Origin of the sequence: Paraburkholderia sp. SECH4, from assembly GCF_030511745.1 — a bacterium.
GTDB lineage: Bacteria > Pseudomonadota > Gammaproteobacteria > Burkholderiales > Burkholderiaceae > Paraburkholderia > Paraburkholderia madseniana.
Genome location: NZ_JALOCP010000011.1, coordinates 75833 through 93707, shown reverse-complemented (window position 1 = coordinate 93707; position 17875 = coordinate 75833). Strand labels below are relative to the sequence as shown.

The following is a 17875-nucleotide window of genomic DNA, read 5'->3' as shown; positions in this document are numbered from 1 at the left end:
TCCATGATTCGTTTGGCCGGCATGACATGCATGCGCCATTTAACCTATGACTTGCAATGCTTCCAGCAAGTCGGCCACGCTTGCAAAATCGCGATCGACTGCGGGCAATGCAGGGCGCCGCAGCATGACGACCGGCAAGCCGCGTTCGCGCGCGACTTCGAGTTTCGCTTCCGTGGCGCTGCCACCGCTGTTTTTGCTGACGACGACATCGAATGCTTCCGCGCTGAACAGCGCTCGCTCCCCTTCGAGCGTAAACGGCCCGCGTGTCGCCAGAATCCGCGCACGTGGATTGGCTTCGTGTGCGTCGAGGCAGCGTATTGTCCAGAACTGCTGCGGCGGGATTTCGTCGAGATGCGCGAGCGGTTCGCGTCCGAGCGTGAACAGTGGCCGCTTGAATGAAGAAAGCGCGGCCGTAAGTTCGGTCCAATCGTCGACCATGCGCCAGTCGTCGCCAGCTTGCGGCTGCCAGCCCTCGCGGCGCAGCGCCCAGCACGGTACCTGCACGGCGCCGCTCGCTTTCGCGGCATTGGCGCTGATCTGCGCGGCGTACGGATGTGTCGCGTCGATCACGAGGCTAATGCGTCTGTCCTCGATATAACGCGCCAACCCTTCGCTGCCACCGAAGCCGCCCACGCGCACCTCGCATGACAGATCGTCCGGCACCTTGCCAAGGCCCGCGAGACTGTACACATGCTCAGGGCCGAGCTGTCTGGCGATCCGCAAAGCGTCGCCGGTGCCGCCGAGCAGCAGGACCCGCATTATTGCGCGGCTCCGATCAGATTGCCCTGGCGATCGATCGCAAACATTTCGACCGCGACCTGCGGCGGCACGATAGCGCGCGCGACGGCCAGCGCGTGACGGCAGACGATATCGCCGAGTGGTACCTGCCGCGCGTGAGCCAACGCGACCGCCTGCTGACTCGTATTGGCGGCGAGGATCGCCGCCTGCAACGCGTCGTCGGCGCCATACTCCGCAGCCCAGGTCGCAAGCCGTTCCAGATCGATGCTCGAATTGCGGCTATGCAGATCGAGATGCCCGGCCGCCAGTTTGCTGAGTTTGCCGAAGCCGCCGCACACGCTCAAGCGCTCGACCGGCGCACGCTTCATATGCTTGAGCACCGCGCCGACGAAGTCGCCCATTTCGATCAGCGCGATGTCCGGCAGACCGTAATGCGCGCGCATCGCGTCTTCGCTTGCGTTGCCGGTGCAGGCCGCGAGATGCAGGTAACCGTTCGCCCGCGCGACGTCGATGCCCTGATGAATCGATGCGATATAGGCCGAGCACGAGAACGGCCGGACGATGCCGGTAGTGCCGAGAATCGACAAGCCGCCGAGAATGCCGAGGCGCGGGTTCATCGTTTTCAGTGCAAGTGCTTCGCCGCCTTCGACGCCGATCGTCACTTCGAAGCCGCCGCCGTACCCATGTTCCGCCGCGAGCTCGGTCAGATGCTCGGTCATCATCTTGCGCGGGACCGGATTGATCGCTGGTTCGCCGACGGGCAGCGTGAGGCCGGCGCGCGTCACGGTGCCAACGCCTGGCCCTGCGCGGAAGATCACACCCGGTTCGGCAAGCAGTCGCACGCGGGCGAATACGATCGCGCCGTGTGTCACGTCGGGGTCGTCGCCAGCGTCTTTCACCGTGCCCGCTTCCGCGCCGTCGGCGGTCAGGCGGCAGAACACCAGCGGCATCGGCACATGCTGGCCCTTCGGCAACACGATCTCCGCGACCTCGCTGACGATACCCGCGAGCAACAGACGCGCGGCCGCGAGCGACGTCGCGGTGGCGCAACTGCCGGTCGTGTAGCCGCTACGCAGCGGCGCGGGTTGTTCGGGCGTCTCTTCGCGCATTACGGGTGGGGTGGTGAGTCTGCGGGGGTGGCTGAGGTGCCGGATGTGCAAATGGCGGCATTGATGCCACTAGCGGCGTTCGTGCTGCTCGTATTGCTCGTGCTGTTCGCGCCGCTCGCACGGAACGTGCCGTCGGCGCCGTCAGCCAGCTTCGTGACCTCCAGCAGCGTGATCGGCAGCGCCTGGCGCCACGTATCGAAGCCGCCAAGCGGCTGTGCGTCGGCCAGCGCAATGCGGGTCAACGTGCCACCGTGTTGCTCACGCCACGCTGCCAGCGCGGCCTCGCCTTGCAAGGTCACGGCATTGGCAACCAGACGTCCGCCGTCGCGCAGACGCGCCCAGCACGCGTCGAGCACGCCCGGCACCGTCACGCCACCGCCGATGAACACGGCATCCGGCACAGCCAATCCTTCCAGCGCATCAGGCGCGCGGCCAGCCACCAGTTGCAGACCCGGCACGCCCAACGCATCGCGATTGTGCTCGATGAACCGCTGCCGCTCCGCGTGCCCTTCGATCGCAATCGCGCGGCAGGTCGGGTGCGCGCGCATCCATTCGATGCCGATCGAGCCGCTGCCCGCGCCCACGTCCCATAGCAATTCGCCGGGCGTCGGCGCGAGGCGTGCCAGCGTGATCGCGCGGACGTCGCGCTTGGTCAACTGACCGTCGTGGCGAAAGGCGTCGTCGGGCAAGCCGACGGTCAGCGGCAAACGCGGGGCGCCTTCCGTTGCACGGCATTCAAGCGCGATCAGGTTCAACGCTGCCACTTCGCCCGCAGACCACTGGTCCGCACGGCCATCGATACACCGCTCCAGATCGCCGCCCAAATGTTCCAGCACGGTCATCCGGGTCGCGCCGAAACCGCGCGCATTCAGCAGTTCGGCCAGCGCGGCGGGCGTGCGCCCATCGGCACTCAGCACGAAGACGCGCGCGCCGTCGTGCAGATGAGCATTCAGCGTCGGCAATGGCCTTCCCACCAGCGAAACCGTGGCGACGTCCTGCAACGGCCAGCCAAGCCGCGCGGCCGCCAGCGACAACGACGACGGCGCCGGCAATACCCGCAACTCGCCTGCCGGCAACTGCCGCGCGAGGGTCGCGCCGACGCCGAACAGCATCGGATCCCCACTCGCCAGCACACACACCGACCCCGTACGCTCGGCCAGCAAAGGCGCGAGATCGAACGGCCTGGGCCATGCCTCACGGCGCGCGGCGAGGCGTGCGGGCAGCATCGCCAGATGACGTTCGCCGCCATAAACCACCGACGCTTCCAGCAAAGCACGCCGCGCGGGCCTCCCCAAGCCGGCGAAGCCGTCATCGCCTATGCCCACCACGGTCAGCCACGCCGGCATGCATCCATCCTCATTCTGTATCTTCAAATAATGCGCTGTGCCACGCCGATCAAAGCGTCCAGCCTCGTTGTGCTGTTCGAAAAAAGGCATAATACAGCCGCCGGTGCCCTTCGGGGCCGAAGAGGGAACACAGTGTTGCTGTGGCTGCCCCCGCAACTGTATGCAGCGAGTCCGCCTGCGCTCCGCGCCACTGGTTCGACCGGGAAGGCCGCGGCGGACCATGACCTGCCAGCCAGGAGACCTGCCGGCCAGACTGTTCGTGCCAGCCTACATCGGGCGGGGTGTACCGATGCCGCAGCAATCGCCGCTTTGCGGCTTGCTCGGGCCGTCGCGCGACGCTAAACCCGGTGTCCGTCTTGAATCAAGCTTCGCCCTCCACTGCTTTGCCCGATGCGGCCCTCGCGCTGCGGCCCTCGGCGTGCCCGGGGCTGCTGCGCATCGTCGCGGCGCGCGATGGGGGGATTTGCCGGATCAAATTGCCCGGCGGTGAGTTGAGCGCGGCGCAGGCCGCGGTGATCGCCGACGTCAGCGAGCGGCATGCGGCCGGTGTGGTCGAGCTGACCAATCGCGCGAATCTGCAGGTGCGTGGCGTGCGAAGCGGGCATGAAGCGGCGTTGATCGCGGCGCTGGTCGATGCGGGGCTTGGGCCGATTCGGGCGACCGGTGCGGTGGATGCTGACAGCTTGCTGCTAAAGACCTTGGCAAATACTTCAACCGCATCTCGGTTCGGCGCAGCGGATGCTTCGAATACGCGACCGACGACCGCACGACAAGCTCCTACCGCAATTTCGGCGTCCGCTGCGGACGATGTGCGCAATGTGATGGTGAGCCCAACTGCCGGGCGCGATCCATTTGCGCTGTTCGATACGAGGCCGCTTTGCGTCGAACTGCTCACGTTGCTGCAATCCGAAGCGCGTTTCGCGGCGCTATCGCCCAAATTCGCGCTACTGCTCGATGGTGGTGAGCGTCTTGCCAGACTCGATCATCCACATGATGTCTGGCTCGCGGCGACGCAAGCTGAAGACGGTGTGCGATTTGTGCTTGGATTGGCAGGTTGTCCGCCTGCTGTGGCGAACGCGGACGTTGACGTCAATGCCGATGCCGATGCCGATGCCTTCCCGCATATCGCGCGTACCGGCTCGCATAGCGCCGTTGACCATCCTCATCCGAATTACGCAGGCGCTCTCGCCGCAGTGCTGCCCGCGCAAGTCACAGACCTCGTCCGCGCGCTGCTGCATACGTTCCTCGATCTGGCCGCCCCAGATGCCACGCGCATGCGTCACCTGCTCGCCACGCATCCCGTCGACGCGCTATTGCAGCACGCTCAAACGTACGTCGATTTCCCACTGTCACGCGACACATCGCTTGCAAACTGGCTACGCCCCACGGCCGCCGATACCACGCTGCGACTCGGCGCGCACGCACAGCGAGTCGTGGGAATGCTGCACGTAGGCGGCCAACCGCCGCTCGGACGCCTCGACGCCACGACCTTGCGCGGCCTCGCCACGCTCTCGCAACAGCAAGGCAACGGCACGCTGCGCATCACGCCCTGGCAAAGCGTGTTACTACCGGATATCGCAGCCGATGCCGCACCCACCGTGCTCGCTGAAATGAACGCGCTAGGCCTCGCATGCGATCCAGCGCAGCCTATGACACGTCTGATCGCCTGCGCCGGTTCCACAGGCTGTGCAAAAAGCCTCGCCGACACCAAAGCCGATGCGTTACGGCTAGCAGATCGCTTACCCGACGGCGTCGACGTCCATCTGAGCGGCTGTCCGCGCTCATGCGCTGCCGCACATTGCGCGCCGTACACGCTGCTGGCTGCGGCGCCCGGCATCTACGACCTTTATCGACGCGACGGCCAGCCGGGTTTCGGCTCGCGCGTCGCGCACCAACTTACGATCGAACAAGCCGCCGACATGCTCGCCCCATTGGCATACCCGGCCCGGAGCCCCTCAGATGCTTGATTACATTCGCGACGGTCAGGAGATCTATCGCCAATCCTTCGCGACGATACGTGCGGAGGCCGACTTGTCGCGCATCCCTGCCGACCTCGAGAAACTCGCGGTGCGCGTGATCCATGCCTGCGGCATGGTCGACGTCGTTGAAGATCTTCAGTTTTCCGAAGGCGCAGGCACCGCGGGCCGTACGGCACTGGCGCAAGGCGCGCCGATTCTGTGCGATGCCGGCATGGTGGCGCAAGGCATCACGCGCGCACGCCTGCCCGCGAACAACGACGTGATTTGCACGCTGACGCATCAGGACGTGCCCGCACTCGCACGCGAACTCGGCAATACGCGCTCGGCGGCTGCGCTCGAATTGTGGCGGGCCCGGCTGGCCGGCAGCGTCGTCGTGATCGGCAATGCGCCGACCGCCCTCTTTCACTTGCTCGACATGCTCGATGCCGGCGCAGCAAAACCCGCACTGATCCTAGGTTTTCCGGTCGGTTTTGTCGGCGCGGCCGAATCGAAAGCGATGCTTGCCGAAGACAGTCGCGGCGTGCCCTACGTCGTGGTTCACGGTCGACGCGGCGGCAGCGCGATGGCCGCCGCTGCCGTGAACGCACTGGCGACGGAGGTCGAGTAAATGACGGTGCAAGGACGTTTATTCGGACTGGGCGTGGGCCCCGGCGACCCTGAGCTCATCACACTGAAAGCGCTGCGCTTGCTGAAAGCGGCACCCGTGGTCGCGTATTTCGTCGCAAAGGGTAAGAAGGGCAACGCCTTCAGCATCATCGAGGCGCATCTGCATGACGCTCAACAGCATCTGCCGCTCGTTTATCCCGTCACGACCGAAGCGCTCGAACCGCCGCTTTCGTATGAAGTGATCATCGCCGACTTCTATGACACCGCGGCGGAGGTCGTCGCCGGCCATCTCGACGCGGGCCGCGACGTAGCGGTGATTTGCGAGGGCGATCCGTTTTTCTACGGCTCGTACATGTATTTGCACGACCGCCTCGCGGCGCGTTTCGAAGCCGAAGTCGTGCCCGGCGTGTGCTCGATGCTCGGCGGTGCAGCGGTACTCGGCTCGCCGCTGGTGTATCGCAATCAGAGTTTGTCGGTGCTCTCCGGCGTGTTGCCTGAAGACGAACTGCGGCGGCGTCTCGCCGATGCCGACGCTGCCGTCATCATGAAACTCGGCCGCAATTTCGATAAGGTGCGGCGCGTGCTCGGCGAACTGGGACTCGCGCATCGTGCGCTTTATGTCGAACGCGCGACCATGGGCAATCAGCGCATCGTGCCGCTTGACGAAGTCGACCCGATGGCCTCGCCGTATTTTTCGCTGCTCGTGGTGCCGGGGGAAAAATGGCAAGGTTGACGCCGCCCGCGATCGTGATTCTCGGTGCGGGCGCGCTGGAGACCGCACGGCGTATCCAGATGTTGTATGCCGGTTGCCAGGTGCATGCCTTGCAGGGCCGAGTCGAGGCTGACGTCTCATACACGGAACTCCGCACGCATCTGTGTGATCTGTATGCGCGCGGTACGCCGATCATCGCGTTGTGCGCCGCCGGGATCGTGATTCGTTGCGTCGCGCCCTTGTTGTCGAATAAGGGCGTCGAGCCGCCGGTGCTGGCCGTTGCAGAAGATGGGAGTGCGGTCGTGCCCTTGCTCGGTGGACTTGCGGGAGTCAACGTGATGGCTCGCGAGATTGCGGCTGCGTTGAACGTGTCGCCTGCGATTACAACGAGTGGCGAACTGCGCTTTGGAACGTGTGTGCTCAATCCGCCTGAGGGCTATGCGCTTGCCGATATAGCGCAAGGCAAGCGCTTCGTGTCTGATCTGCTGGCGGGTGAAAGCACGCGCATCGAGGGTGAAGCGCCGTGGCTCGATGACGCGCAATTGCCTCGCTCTGAATCCGCACGTCTCGCGATCCGCGTGACGCCACGTGCGTGGGATGGGCGGGATGATGAGTTGGTGATTCATCCGCGGAGTGTGGTGGCGGCAGTGACCGTGCCGAGTGCCGCTGCGCATTCCAATACGGATACGGACCTCGGCGCAAATTCCGGTGCTGATTCGCAGACGGCTTCCGGCGCTCGAATCGCCGCGCTGGTACAAGAGGCATTGGACGCGCACGGTCTTGCACCACTCTCGCTCGCGGCATTGCTGGTTCCTTCCGAACACATGGCAAACCCGGCGCTCGCCGATGCCGCGGCGAGCCTGAACGTGCCGCTGCGTTTTGCCCAGGCGGGCCCGGAGGACGGCGAGCCGCCGAGCAATTTGCTGCATGCCGCGCTGCGCGTGCCTTATCAAACCTTGCATGACGACGCGGACGCAGGGGTTGCACTCGCGTTGGCCGCGTTGGCAATCGACCCGGACACGATTGGCCGTACGCGCGGCCGCTTGACCGTGATCGGCCTCGGCCCCGGCAGCGCCGATCTGATGGTGCCCGCCGCACGAACGGCGCTGAACGAAGCCACCGATATTCTCGGCTACGAAACCTACGTGAAAATGGCCGGCCCCTTGCGTGCCGACCAACGCGTACACGGCACGGACAATCGCGAAGAGATGCAGCGGGCGCGCCATGCGTTCGAACTCGCGAGCACTGGACGGTCAGTGGTGATGGTGTCGTCGGGCGATCCCGGCGTGTTTGCGATGGCGGCAGCGGTGCTTGAAGCGCTCGAAGAAGGCGCTTCGACGAACGCTGACTGGCGCTCGGTCCAACTCGCCATCGTGCCGGGAGTGTCCGCTGCCATGGCAACTGCGGCGCAAGCCGGCGCGCCGTTAGGCCATGACTTCTGCATGCTGTCGTTATCCGACAATCTGAAACCGTGGACCATCATCGAAAAGCGCCTTCGGCATGCGGCCGAAGCGGATCTGGTGATGGCGTTCTACAACCCGATCTCTCGCGCACGGCCGTGGCAATTGGATAAAGCGCTGGACATCGTGCGGGACTATCGCGCTGCCGCGACGAAAGTCGTGCTCGGCCGCGATATCGGTAGACCCGGCAGCACACTACGCACGATCACGCTCGGTGAACTGCGCTCGTCCGATGTGGATATGCGCACGATGGTGATCGTGGGGTCATCGACGACACGCGCGTTTGCTAACGGTGTCGATGGCGGGGAATGGGTTTACACGCCGCGGTGGTATGAGTGAGCACAGTGGGTTATTTTCGCCCCATCCCCCTCACCATTGCCTCCATTTGCACCCCATCCGCCCGCGCGATGCCCTATGCCGCCACCTTCAAATCCTCAATCGCCCGCTGCCTGACGCCCAGATCATCCCAAAGCTCCGGATGGCACGTGAATACCAGAATCTGATGCCGCGTAGCCGCATCGATCAACGCCCGCTTGATCGCATCGCGCCGGGTGGCATCGGTATGCACGGCTGCGTCGTCGAGCATTAGCAAGGTGGGACGGCCTGACGCCTTCAAAAGATCCGCATACGCCAGCCGCGTCAGAATGCCGAGTTGCTCCCGCGTCCCGAAGCTCAACGCATCGAGCGTGTCCGCGCGGCCATAACGGTCCAGCGTCGCCGGACTCAGATCGTCGCTGAGCGCAATCGTCGACTGCGGGAAAATCCGCTTCAGATAGTGCCCGAGCCGCTCGGTCAACGGCGCGCGCAGTTGCGCCACCGCCGCATCACGTTCGTCGACAAGCACTTCGTCGAGCAGACTCAAAGCGCTCGCTCGCAAGCTGAGTTCTTCCTTACGGCGCGTGGCCTGTTCGACTGAAGCATTTACTGTAGCGAGACGCTCCCCGAGCCCAGACGCGCCAACCGTCTCGAGCTGACTGCGCAACTGCGCGATCCGCAGTTGCCGTTCGTGCTGCTCGTTGCGCGCAAGTTCTGCCGACGCCCGATAGCGCTTCGCTTCAGCCGCCGGATCGTCGAGACGCGCAGCTTCCAACTCACGCTCACGTCCTTCAAGCTGTTTCTTCAGCGCCTCGACCTGCACACGCTGCTCGACGATTTTCGTCTGCCACAGCGAGCGGTTGCGGCAGAACGCCTCGTCGCCCAGTTGCGCCTCCTTACGCTGGAGTTGCGCGGCGAGCGATTCCGTCGTGGCCGTAGCGGTCGACCGCTTTTCCGCCGCTTGCGCCAATACTTTTCGGGCGGCGTCCAGCGCATCACGTGCGATGTCGGCGTTGCGGCGAGCCTCGTCGAGCGGTGGCGCGCCGGAGACATCGGGCAAGGCCGCAAGCCGTCCGTTAGCCGACTGCAATCGCGCATCCGCCGAAGCCAACGCAGCCCGCAGCGCGTCGATACCCTGCGGCGCATGCACCTCAAGAATCTTCGCCTGGCTTTTCTGCTGCGCGACCAGCGTCTTCCACTGCTCGTGCCTGGCCTCGGCCTCACCCAGCGACGCCACGCCCAGCGTCTGCAACAATTGCGCATGCTGGGCTTCGAGCGACGCCAACTCGGATAACCGCGCAGACAGATCGGAGACGCCCGGAATCACCCGCAACTCACCGAGTTCGCCAAGACCGATCAGTTTTTCCTCGTCGAGCCGCAGCACGCCCTCGCCGTTTACCTCTGCATCGCCGACGGTGATCGCGCCATTCAACCGGTATTCGATGCGCGTCATCGCCGCTTCGGTCCGCGCGCGCAGCACGGTCAATTCCGCATCGAGCGACTGGAGCCGCTTCAATTGCGCCCCGTCGATCTCGAGCGCGGCCGCTGCGCGGGTCGCCTCCAGCACGGCCTCGTTCGCCTTGCCGGCGGCTGCGATCGAGGCTTCGAGCCGCTCGCTCTCGGTGCGGTGCAGAGCTATCTGACTGCGCAAATCGCCCGCGGTTACCGCGGCGTTCGCCAGTTCATACGCACGGTTGGCATCGGCGTGCGCCTGTTCAAATTTCGCCACGCTCGCCTGAGCCTGCGCATGTTCGTCCTGAACCGCCGAGACATTGGCCCGTGCGGCGTCGAGTTGCTGCCGCTCGCGTGCAACGGCTGCTTCGAGTTCAGTCGCCGCCTGTTCCTGCTGCAACGAAAGCGCCAACTCTGCGTCCTTCAATTGCAGCGACTGGGAGAGCCCCTGAAGACTGCGTTCGAGTTCGGCCGCGGCGTCGGCGCGCTGTTGCGCCTGCACGGCCTTCTGCTCATGAAGCTCCCAGGGGCGCTTGTGTTGCGCGTCGTCGAAGGCTTCCTGCTGCGTGGCAAGCCGGACGATGTTCTCGTCGAACTGCTGGCGCTGCTGCTCCAGTTCGTCACGCTCTTCGATCAGCGCCGCCAACGCCTGTTCGACCTCGGCCAATGGGCCGGTGGACTTCTGCGTACGCGCCGTGAGCAGTTGCCGGAGCTCGCGCTGCACCGCCGCGATCAGCGCATCCTCACCCGCCGATTCATGACCGCCCGACAGTTGCGACAACGCATCGCGCAGATACTGCGCCGCATGTCCCGTGGAATCGCGCACCTCCTGCGTACCGCCTTGTTGCACCCACAACAAACCGGGGACACCGGCGTTTTCCGCCTTCAGCGGCCCACGCGCGGCCCGCGAAAAACCGAGCAGCGCGGCGAGCTTGTCTTCGGCTTCGTCTTCGCCGAACACCGCTTGACCGATCTTCAATTCGCAGCGCTGCCGGGTGACGAACTGCTTCGACAGCCTGCAGGCCGTGCCGTCCATGTCGAATGTCACTTCAACCGACGGCTGCCCGCTCGCCTTGCCCCACGGCAGCAGGTCTTTCAGATGCGAAGCCTTGTAGCGCTCGAGAAACACCGCCCGCACGGCTTCGGCGATCGTGCTCTTGCCGGCCTCGTTCGGGCCGGTGAACAGATTGAGTCCGGGCCGCAGATCGTCGATGACGAGCCGTCCGGTGAACTGCTTGAACTCCTGAATCGCGATGCTTTCCAGCTTCATGCGGACCTCGCTTCGCGCGGCAGTTCACGTTGAAAACGCGCCAGAAGCAATAACGCCTCCGCCGCGCGCTTGACCTGTTGCGGGTCAGACTGCGGGTCCTCCTGCAAGCCTCGCAGACGCGCCACCACTTTCGCGAGGTAGCCGCTTTGCGCGCCGAGTTCGGCGAGGTCGTCGGCGGTGGGCAGCACCTGCAGACCACTCAGATCGACGCGTAGTGCACGCACCCGCGCGCGGGTCTCTTCCACCGCGACGTGAATGGCTTCGGCCTCGGCCAGTGCAGTCGAGCCGCTTACGGTCACCCGCAGCACGTCATGACTGCCCAACGTGCTGAGTCGCAGCTTGAGCGAATCGACGTCGGTCGGCACGGAGATCCCCTCTTCCCAGCGATGCCATTGATATTTACCGACCCGCACCGCTTCAACGGACGGCACGGCGCCAGGCTCGGTCAGCGTGACGTCGAGCATGAAGCCCGGATCGTTGGCGCGGAAACGGTCCTGCTCGTGCGTGCCGGCATACCAGGTGCGTTCGTCGACACGCAAATAACCGTGCCAGTCGCCGAGCGCGAGATAGTCCAGACGCGCGCTCGCTGCACGCGTCGGCGCGATCGGGTTCGACGAATCGATGCCCTCCTGCAGAATCCCACTCACGCTGCCGTGCGCGAGTCCGATACGGTAATAGCCGGGCGGCGTCTCCGTCGTGTCGAAGAAACCCGTCGTGTCGTCGTAAGTGATGCGTTGCGTGAGCGGCGCGCAAAGCAACGCGCACTGGCACGCGTCGAGCGTCACCACGCCGGGTTCGAGCACCAGTCGTACGTTCGGTGCGACGCAGTTCAGCCGCTGCGCACGGGTCCACACGCTCTCGACCAATGCGGCATCGTGATTGCCCGGCAGCATGATCCACGGCCCGGAAAACGCTTGCAGCGCGCCGAACAACCGGCGGATCACCGTGTCCGAAACGGTCTGCAGGTCGAATACGTCGCCGGCGACCAGCACGGCGTCAACCTTGCGCGCCGCCGCTTCCTCCGCGATCCGGCGCACTGTCTCGAAGCGCGCTTCCGCGAGGTGCGCGGCTTCGTCCGGCTCGAACTGGCCGAATTGCGTACCTATCTGCCAGTCCGCGGTGTGCAGAAACCTGATCACTGTGCCTCCATTCCGTTCAATTGCATCGTCACTCAATACTCATTCGGCGCTCATGTTACCGCGCCTGCGGGTCAAAGAATGTCCCAAGCCGGCGCCACACGGCCCGAACAGCGGCGCTACACTCGCGTTTCTGGACCAGCACGCCAATCGCACCGCACCATTCCAATCAACTAGAACTCCGCTGCCCTGCTGCCGATGAACAAAGAAACCGAACTGAAGAAGGCCAAGCGCACCCCATTGCTGTTGCTGGCGGCCGCCGCCTGCGTTTTCCTCGTGACCGCCTTCATGCCGCGCGGCCTCTGGGTGGACGGCATCAAAGCGATAGCCGAGGCCGCCATGGTCGGCGCGCTCGCCGACTGGTTCGCCGTCGTCGCACTGTTTCGCCGCGTACCGATCCCGATCGTCTCCGCGCACACAGCGATCATTCCAAAGAACAAGCACAAGATCGCCGATAACCTCGCGGTGTTCGTGCAGGACAAATTTCTGGACGTGCCGTCGCTGGTCGGGCTGATCCAGAAACACGACCCGGCGCAAAGCATCACCGGCTGGCTGACGAAACCGGCCAATACCGCGCGCCTGGGCGACTACGTGGTCAAACTGACAAGCGGCATTCTCGAACTGACCGACGACGTTCGTATCCAGGTCTTCATCAAGGACGCCTTGCGCGACGTGCTCGCCAAAGTCGATCTGTCGCAATCCATGGGCTCGATTCTCGACACGCTCACCAAGGATGGCCGTCATCAGGAATTGCTCGACGCCGGCATCGAGCAGGTCGTGACGCTGTTGCGCGAACCGCAGGCGCGCGAGTTTATCGCTGAGCGCATCGTCGAATGGGTGAAGAGCGAATATCCGACGATGGAGATGATCCTGCCGTCGGCATGGCTCGGCGAAAAAGGCGCCGAAACGATCGCCAATGTGGTGAACCGGATGCTCGAGCAGATCAGCGAGAACCCCACTCATCAGCTGCGCCAGAAATTCGACGACGCGGTGCAGAAGCTGATCGTCAAACTCAAGACCGATCCGGCATTCCTGCAGAAAGGCGAGGAACTGAAGCGTTATCTGGTGGAAGGCGAAGCACTCAGCACGTATGTGAAGGACATGTGGGGCGAATTGCGCGCATGGCTCAAACGCGATCTGCAAAGCAACGATTCGGCCCTGCACGCCCGGGTGATGGCAATGGGCCAGTGGGTGGGCCGCGAGCTGGCGCATGACCCCGCGCTGCGTCAGTCGCTGAACGACCACCTGGAAGAAGCGGCGCGCGCCATGGCGCCGGATTTTGCCCAGTTCCTCACGCGCCACATCAGCGATACAGTGAAGAACTGGGACGCACACGACATGTCACGGCAAATCGAGCTGAACATCGGCAAGGATTTGCAGTACATCCGCATCAACGGGACGATTGTGGGCGGCTTTATCGGCTTGCTGCTGTATGCGAGCTCACAGCTATTCGAGCTGTTGCGTTTGCACATGGGCTAAGGGATGCGGCCGCCGCACGCCAAAGCGCCTACAATCCGGGCATATGAATTGCTCGGGCGCTTTAACTGACCGCCGCCGTTCCATCCGCGCGAACCCTCAGCAAAAGCGACAGCGCCACAACATCGAGAAGTGTGTTCATGAAAATATCGTTACCGCCGCCTGGGCGGCCGAACCGCGTATACCCGCCGGGCACGCCCAGTCTGCATGGTTTGGCCTCGGTCATCACCGGCGTCGTGGTGGTCAGCGCACTGTACTTCGGCCGCGAGGTGTTGATTCCGATCACCCTCTCCGTGCTGCTCAGCTTTCTGCTAGCACCGCTGGTGCAGGCGCTGCGGCGCTTGCACATGGGCCAATTGCCATCGATCTTTATCGCGGTGCTGTTCGCCCTCGCCACCTTGCTGGCCGTCGGCGGGCTGATCGGCGCGCAACTGGTGCAACTGGCGGGCGATCTGCCGCAGTATCAGGCGGCGATCGAGCAAAAGATCGAGACGGTGCAGGAGAAAACCGTCGGCCGGGCCGATTCGCTGATGAGCCGCGCCGCCGCCACGCTGCAACGCGTCGCGCCGACCAAGCCGAGCCCGCCGCGCCTCACCGGACGCGCGGCGCGCAACGCACCCGCTGTGCCGACGCCCGTCGAAGTACACGAGCCGTCGCTCACGCCGATGCAACTCGCTCAACGCGCACTATCACCGGCAATTGCGCCGATCGAGACCACCTTTATCGTACTGGTCGTCACGATCTTCATCTTGTTGCAACGCGAAGACCTGCGCGACCGTTTGATCAGTCTTTTCGGCTCGCGCGATCTGCACCGCACCACCACCGCGATCAACGACGCCGCCGGGCGGCTCAGCCGCTATTTCGTCGCGCAACTGGGCGTGAATCTCAGCGCGGGCGGGATCATCGCCATTGGGCTCGCGATCATCGGCGTGCCGGGCGCGCTGCTGTTCGGCGTGATTGCTGCGTTGCTGCGCTTCGTGCCGTATATCGGCATCTGGATCGCCGCGATTCTTGCCGTGTTTCTCGCGGCCGCCATCCAGCCTCAATGGACGATGGCGGTCTATACGCTGATCCTGTTCATCGTCGTCGATGTGGTGGCCGGACAGATTGCCGAGCCGCTGCTGTACGGTCATCGCTCGGGGCTGTCGCCGCTGGCCGTGGTCGTGGCGGCGATTTTCTGGAGCTGGCTGTGGGGGCCGATCGGCCTCGTGCTGTCCACGCCGCTCACGCTGTGCGTCGTCACGCTGGGCCGCTACGCGGATCGTTTGAACTTTCTCACGGTGCTGCTGGGCGACCAGCCTGCTCTCACGCCTGCGCAGAACTTCTATCAACGGCTTCTGGCGGACGATCCGCACGAAGCCATCGTGCAGGCCGAGCGGTTGCTGCGCGAGATGTCGCTGATCGATTACTACGACAACGTCGCGCTGGAAGGCCTCAAGCTTGCGCGCAACGATGCGATGCGTGGGGTGTTGATGCCTGAGCAACTGGCGCGAATCAATGACGCACTGGTCGATATCGTCGAAAACCTGGAAATTGCCGACGGACTGCCGGATCGTCTGTCGCGCACGGAACCGGCCGACTCCGCTGGCGCAATGTCAGCATCGGCGACGGCCGATCTTTCGGATCGGCACGACAGCCACAATTCGGCCCATCCGCCGATGCACCATGAAACCGACAGGGCGTCGGTCCTGTGCGTGCCTGGACGCGGCGCGTTCGATGAGGTCACCGCGGCGATCGCCGTGCAATTGCTCGGCCGTCAGGGTCTCGCGCCGATGATCGCCACGCACTCGGGCTATCGCAGCGCGCATGCCGACGAACCGAGCTTCAAGGACGCGCCGATCATCTGCATCATCTCGCTCGACGCGCCGGAGTCACCGCCGTATCTGCGCAACATGCTGCGGCGCACGCGGGAATGGCGGCCGCGGGCGACCTTGGTTGTGGGCGTGGGTGGCGCACCGGAAGCCGGTCCGGAGATGGGTGCAACCGGCGCTTCGCACGCGGCGCCGACGTTCCGCGCGATGATCGAGGAATGCCGGATGGGAGCGAGCGTACAGCACTCGCGCCAGGCTTCGCATCTGGCCGGAGCGGACTAGGCGAGTCCGCGCGGTCTGCATTGCGCGATTCAGAAAGGCCGCAGGGTGCGTAAGCGCCCTGCGGCCTTTCTATCGCCGGAACGCCCAGTCCTTGTACCCAAAATGAGGACAGCCAGCCACCACCCCTCCTTCATACTTCACCTATCGATTCGCACCGCCTCCAGAGCGCACTCAAGCCGCGGCGGGCAATCCATCGGCAACGAAGATCCAGGAGACCCGCATGAGCCGCAGTTTCAAACCCTATCCGTTCACGCCGCGTCACTATGCGGGCGTGGTGCCGCCGCTGGTCGACGGATGCGACCCTGTGCGGCGCCCCGTAGCGATTGTCGGGGGCGGTCCGGTAGGCATGACGCTGGCGCTTGCGCTGGCTCGCCAAGGCGTACGCTCGGTGTTGATCGAAGCCGACGACGGCGTCTGCACCGGCAGCCGCGCAATCTGCATTTCACGCCGCAGCCTGGAGATTTTCAAACGCCTTGGCGCAGTGCACGGTTTTCTGCAAAAGGGCTTGCCATGGACCGGCGGCCGCAGCTTCTATCGCGATGCCGAAGTGTTCCGCTTCGCCATGCATCAGGACGACGAGCAATCGCTGCCGCCGATGATCAACATCGCGCAATACCAGATCGAGCAGTTGCTGCTCGACGAAGTGGAACACCATACCGATCTGATCGAAATCCGCTGGCAAACCCGCGTGACCGGTATCGAACAACATACCGGCAACGGCGCCACGCTCGACCTCAGCACCGGCGACACCGCGTGGAAAATGCGTGCAGATTGGGTCGTCGCGTGCGACGGCGGCCGCAGCACGATTCGCGAGGCACTCGGCCTCAAGCTCACCGGCACCACGTACGAAGGCCGCTACGTGATCGTCGATATCGAACTGGAGAGCGAGCGCGCCACCGAGCGTCTCGCCTATTTCGATCCGCCTTCCAATCCCGGCTCGACGGTGCTGGTGCACAAGCAGCCCGACAACGTCTGGCGCATCGACTACCAGCTTCGCGACGATGAAGATCCCGAGGCCGCGATCAAGCCTGAAAACGTCATGCCACGCGTGCAGAGCGTGCTCGACTCGATGGGCGAAACGGGCGAATGGTCGCCGATCTGGATTACGGTCTACAAGGCCAACGCGCTGACGCTCGAACGCTACCGGCACGGCTCGGTGCTGTTCGCGGGCGATGCCGCGCATCTCGTGCCGATTTTCGGCGTGCGTGGCGCGAATTCCGGCATCGACGACGCCGACAATCTCGGCTGGAAACTCGGTTGCGTCGTCAACGGCATTGCATCGGACCGCCTGCTCGACAGCTACAGCGACGAGCGCCTGTTTGCGGCGCGTGAAAACCTGAGCTACGGGATGAAGAGCACGGAATTCATGGCGCCGCCCTCGTTCGCGTTCGACCTGATGCGCCAGGCAGTCCTGGGACTTGCCGCGCATCATCCGGCCGTGCGGCCACTGATCAATCCGCGGCAGACGCATGCGATTGCGTATGCCGAGTCGCCGCTCAATCGGGTCGCCGCCATTGCATCAGGCGCGTTCGCCAGGGGTCCAGCGCCGGGCACGGTCCTGCCGGAGTGCCGACTTCAACGCATGTGCGACGGCGTAGCAGTCGATCTCCATCTCACCGATCTGCTCGGGCCATGCTTCACCGCACTTCGCTTCGGCGCGGACATGGCGCAAGACGAAGCATGGCAGCAATTGCATCATGCACTCGGCGAACATAGCATTCCGTTCAAAGCGATCACGCTGGTCACAGGCGACGCACCGCGCGCCACCGTCCCGCACGTGGTCGATCCGGCGGGACACTTGCATGAGATGCTCGATGCCACGCCGGGCACCGTCTATCTGATCAGGCCGGACGGTCATGTGCTCGCCCGCTGGCGCAACGGCAACGCGACGAACGTGCAAAGCGCCGTGACGGCCAGTCTGACGAATTGACGCAAGAGGAACCCACACCATGACCGATAGCGAACTCGACCTCGTCTACACGACGCTCTGCAAGACACTGACCGCTGAAGGCGAAGCGCAAGCACCCTTATATCTGGCCCGTCTTGCGCTGCTGTGCATGACGGAACTCGGCGATACGCAGCGAGCGCTGTCGTTGATCGAAGCGGCGAAGCTGCCGGCCTCTTCCGCAGTGGCTGCGTGATGCGGAAAGCCCGTTACATAAGACGCGAAACATAAGACGAAA

13 protein-coding genes and 1 riboswitch are annotated in these 17875 nt (G+C 64.3%); of the genes, 8 read left to right on the top strand and 5 right to left on the bottom strand.

Annotated elements, in window-relative coordinates:
• Nucleotides 1–39: 39 nt before the first annotated feature.
• The 3 genes from M0D67_RS17155 to cbiE are packed head-to-tail and all read right to left on the bottom strand — an operon-like array spanning nucleotide 40 to nucleotide 3193.
• Complete coding sequence (locus M0D67_RS17155; protein WP_266239316.1) at nucleotides 40–762, bottom strand: cobalt-precorrin-6A reductase; 723 nt, start codon at nucleotides 760–762, stop codon at nucleotides 40–42.
• The gene (locus M0D67_RS17150; protein ID WP_266239252.1) at nucleotides 759–1847 is read right to left on the bottom strand and encodes a cobalt-precorrin-5B (C(1))-methyltransferase; all 1089 of its coding nucleotides are present in this window, start codon (nucleotides 1845–1847) and stop codon (nucleotides 759–761) included. Before M0D67_RS17150 ends, M0D67_RS17155 begins: the two co-directional genes overlap by 4 nt.
• Nucleotides 1847–3193, bottom strand: a complete 1347-nt coding sequence (gene cbiE / locus M0D67_RS17145) for a precorrin-6y C5,15-methyltransferase (decarboxylating) subunit CbiE (RefSeq protein WP_154560493.1) — start codon at nucleotides 3191–3193, stop codon at nucleotides 1847–1849. The genes M0D67_RS17150 and cbiE overlap by 1 nt, the downstream gene beginning before the upstream one ends.
• An 84-nt stretch (nucleotides 3194–3277) precedes the next feature.
• A riboswitch (cobalamin riboswitch) is annotated at nucleotides 3278–3457 on the top strand.
• A 92-nt stretch (nucleotides 3458–3549) separates the two neighbouring features.
• On the opposite strand from cbiE, the gene M0D67_RS17140 reads away from it, so the two are divergent.
• From M0D67_RS17140 to cobJ, 4 genes are read left to right on the top strand one after another with little or no spacing between them, the layout of a single operon-like run.
• Entirely contained in the window at nucleotides 3550–5160 is a 1611-nt protein-coding gene (locus tag M0D67_RS17140) for an oxidoreductase (protein ID WP_302273375.1), read from the top strand.
• On the top strand, nucleotides 5153–5779 hold the full coding sequence (locus M0D67_RS17135) for a precorrin-8X methylmutase (RefSeq protein WP_266239250.1): 627 nt from the start codon (nucleotides 5153–5155) through the stop codon (nucleotides 5777–5779). Before M0D67_RS17140 ends, M0D67_RS17135 begins: the two co-directional genes overlap by 8 nt.
• Nucleotides 5780–6511 (top strand): precorrin-2 C(20)-methyltransferase, encoded by a 732-nt coding sequence (locus M0D67_RS17130; RefSeq protein WP_154560496.1) that lies wholly within the window; start codon nucleotides 5780–5782, stop codon nucleotides 6509–6511.
• Entirely contained in the window at nucleotides 6499–8289 is a 1791-nt protein-coding gene (gene cobJ / locus M0D67_RS17125; RefSeq protein WP_266239249.1) for a precorrin-3B C(17)-methyltransferase, read from the top strand. The genes M0D67_RS17130 and cobJ overlap by 13 nt, the downstream gene beginning before the upstream one ends.
• A gap of 73 nt (nucleotides 8290–8362) precedes the next feature.
• On the opposite strand, the gene M0D67_RS17120 is transcribed toward cobJ, so the two are convergent.
• The gene (locus M0D67_RS17120) at nucleotides 8363–10987 is read right to left on the bottom strand and encodes an AAA family ATPase (protein WP_171927127.1); all 2625 of its coding nucleotides are present in this window, start codon (nucleotides 10985–10987) and stop codon (nucleotides 8363–8365) included.
• Nucleotides 10984–12126 (bottom strand): DNA repair exonuclease, encoded by a 1143-nt coding sequence (locus tag M0D67_RS17115; protein WP_266239248.1) that lies wholly within the window; start codon nucleotides 12124–12126, stop codon nucleotides 10984–10986. Before M0D67_RS17115 ends, M0D67_RS17120 begins: the two co-directional genes overlap by 4 nt.
• Before the next feature lie 195 nt (nucleotides 12127–12321).
• On the opposite strand from M0D67_RS17115, the gene M0D67_RS17110 reads away from it, so the two are divergent.
• The 4 genes from M0D67_RS17110 to M0D67_RS17095 all read left to right on the top strand — a co-directional run bounded on the left by M0D67_RS17110 (nucleotide 12322) and on the right by M0D67_RS17095 (nucleotide 17833).
• Nucleotides 12322–13602, top strand: a complete 1281-nt coding sequence (locus tag M0D67_RS17110; RefSeq protein ID WP_154560500.1) for a DUF445 domain-containing protein — start codon at nucleotides 12322–12324, stop codon at nucleotides 13600–13602.
• A 137-nt stretch (nucleotides 13603–13739) separates the two neighbouring features.
• Nucleotides 13740–15692 carry an AI-2E family transporter gene (locus M0D67_RS17105; protein ID WP_266239247.1) on the top strand — a complete coding sequence of 651 codons (1953 nt, stop codon included), beginning with the start codon at nucleotides 13740–13742 and terminating at the stop codon, nucleotides 15690–15692.
• A 220-nt stretch (nucleotides 15693–15912) separates the two neighbouring features.
• On the top strand, nucleotides 15913–17622 hold the full coding sequence (locus M0D67_RS17100; protein ID WP_266239246.1) for an FAD-dependent oxidoreductase: 1710 nt from the start codon (nucleotides 15913–15915) through the stop codon (nucleotides 17620–17622).
• Between the two features lie 19 nt (nucleotides 17623–17641).
• Nucleotides 17642–17833: a hypothetical protein gene (locus tag M0D67_RS17095; RefSeq protein WP_097396572.1), complete on the top strand. Its 192-nt coding sequence runs from the start codon at nucleotides 17642–17644 to the stop codon at nucleotides 17831–17833.
• Nucleotides 17834–17875: the final 42 nt, after the last annotated feature.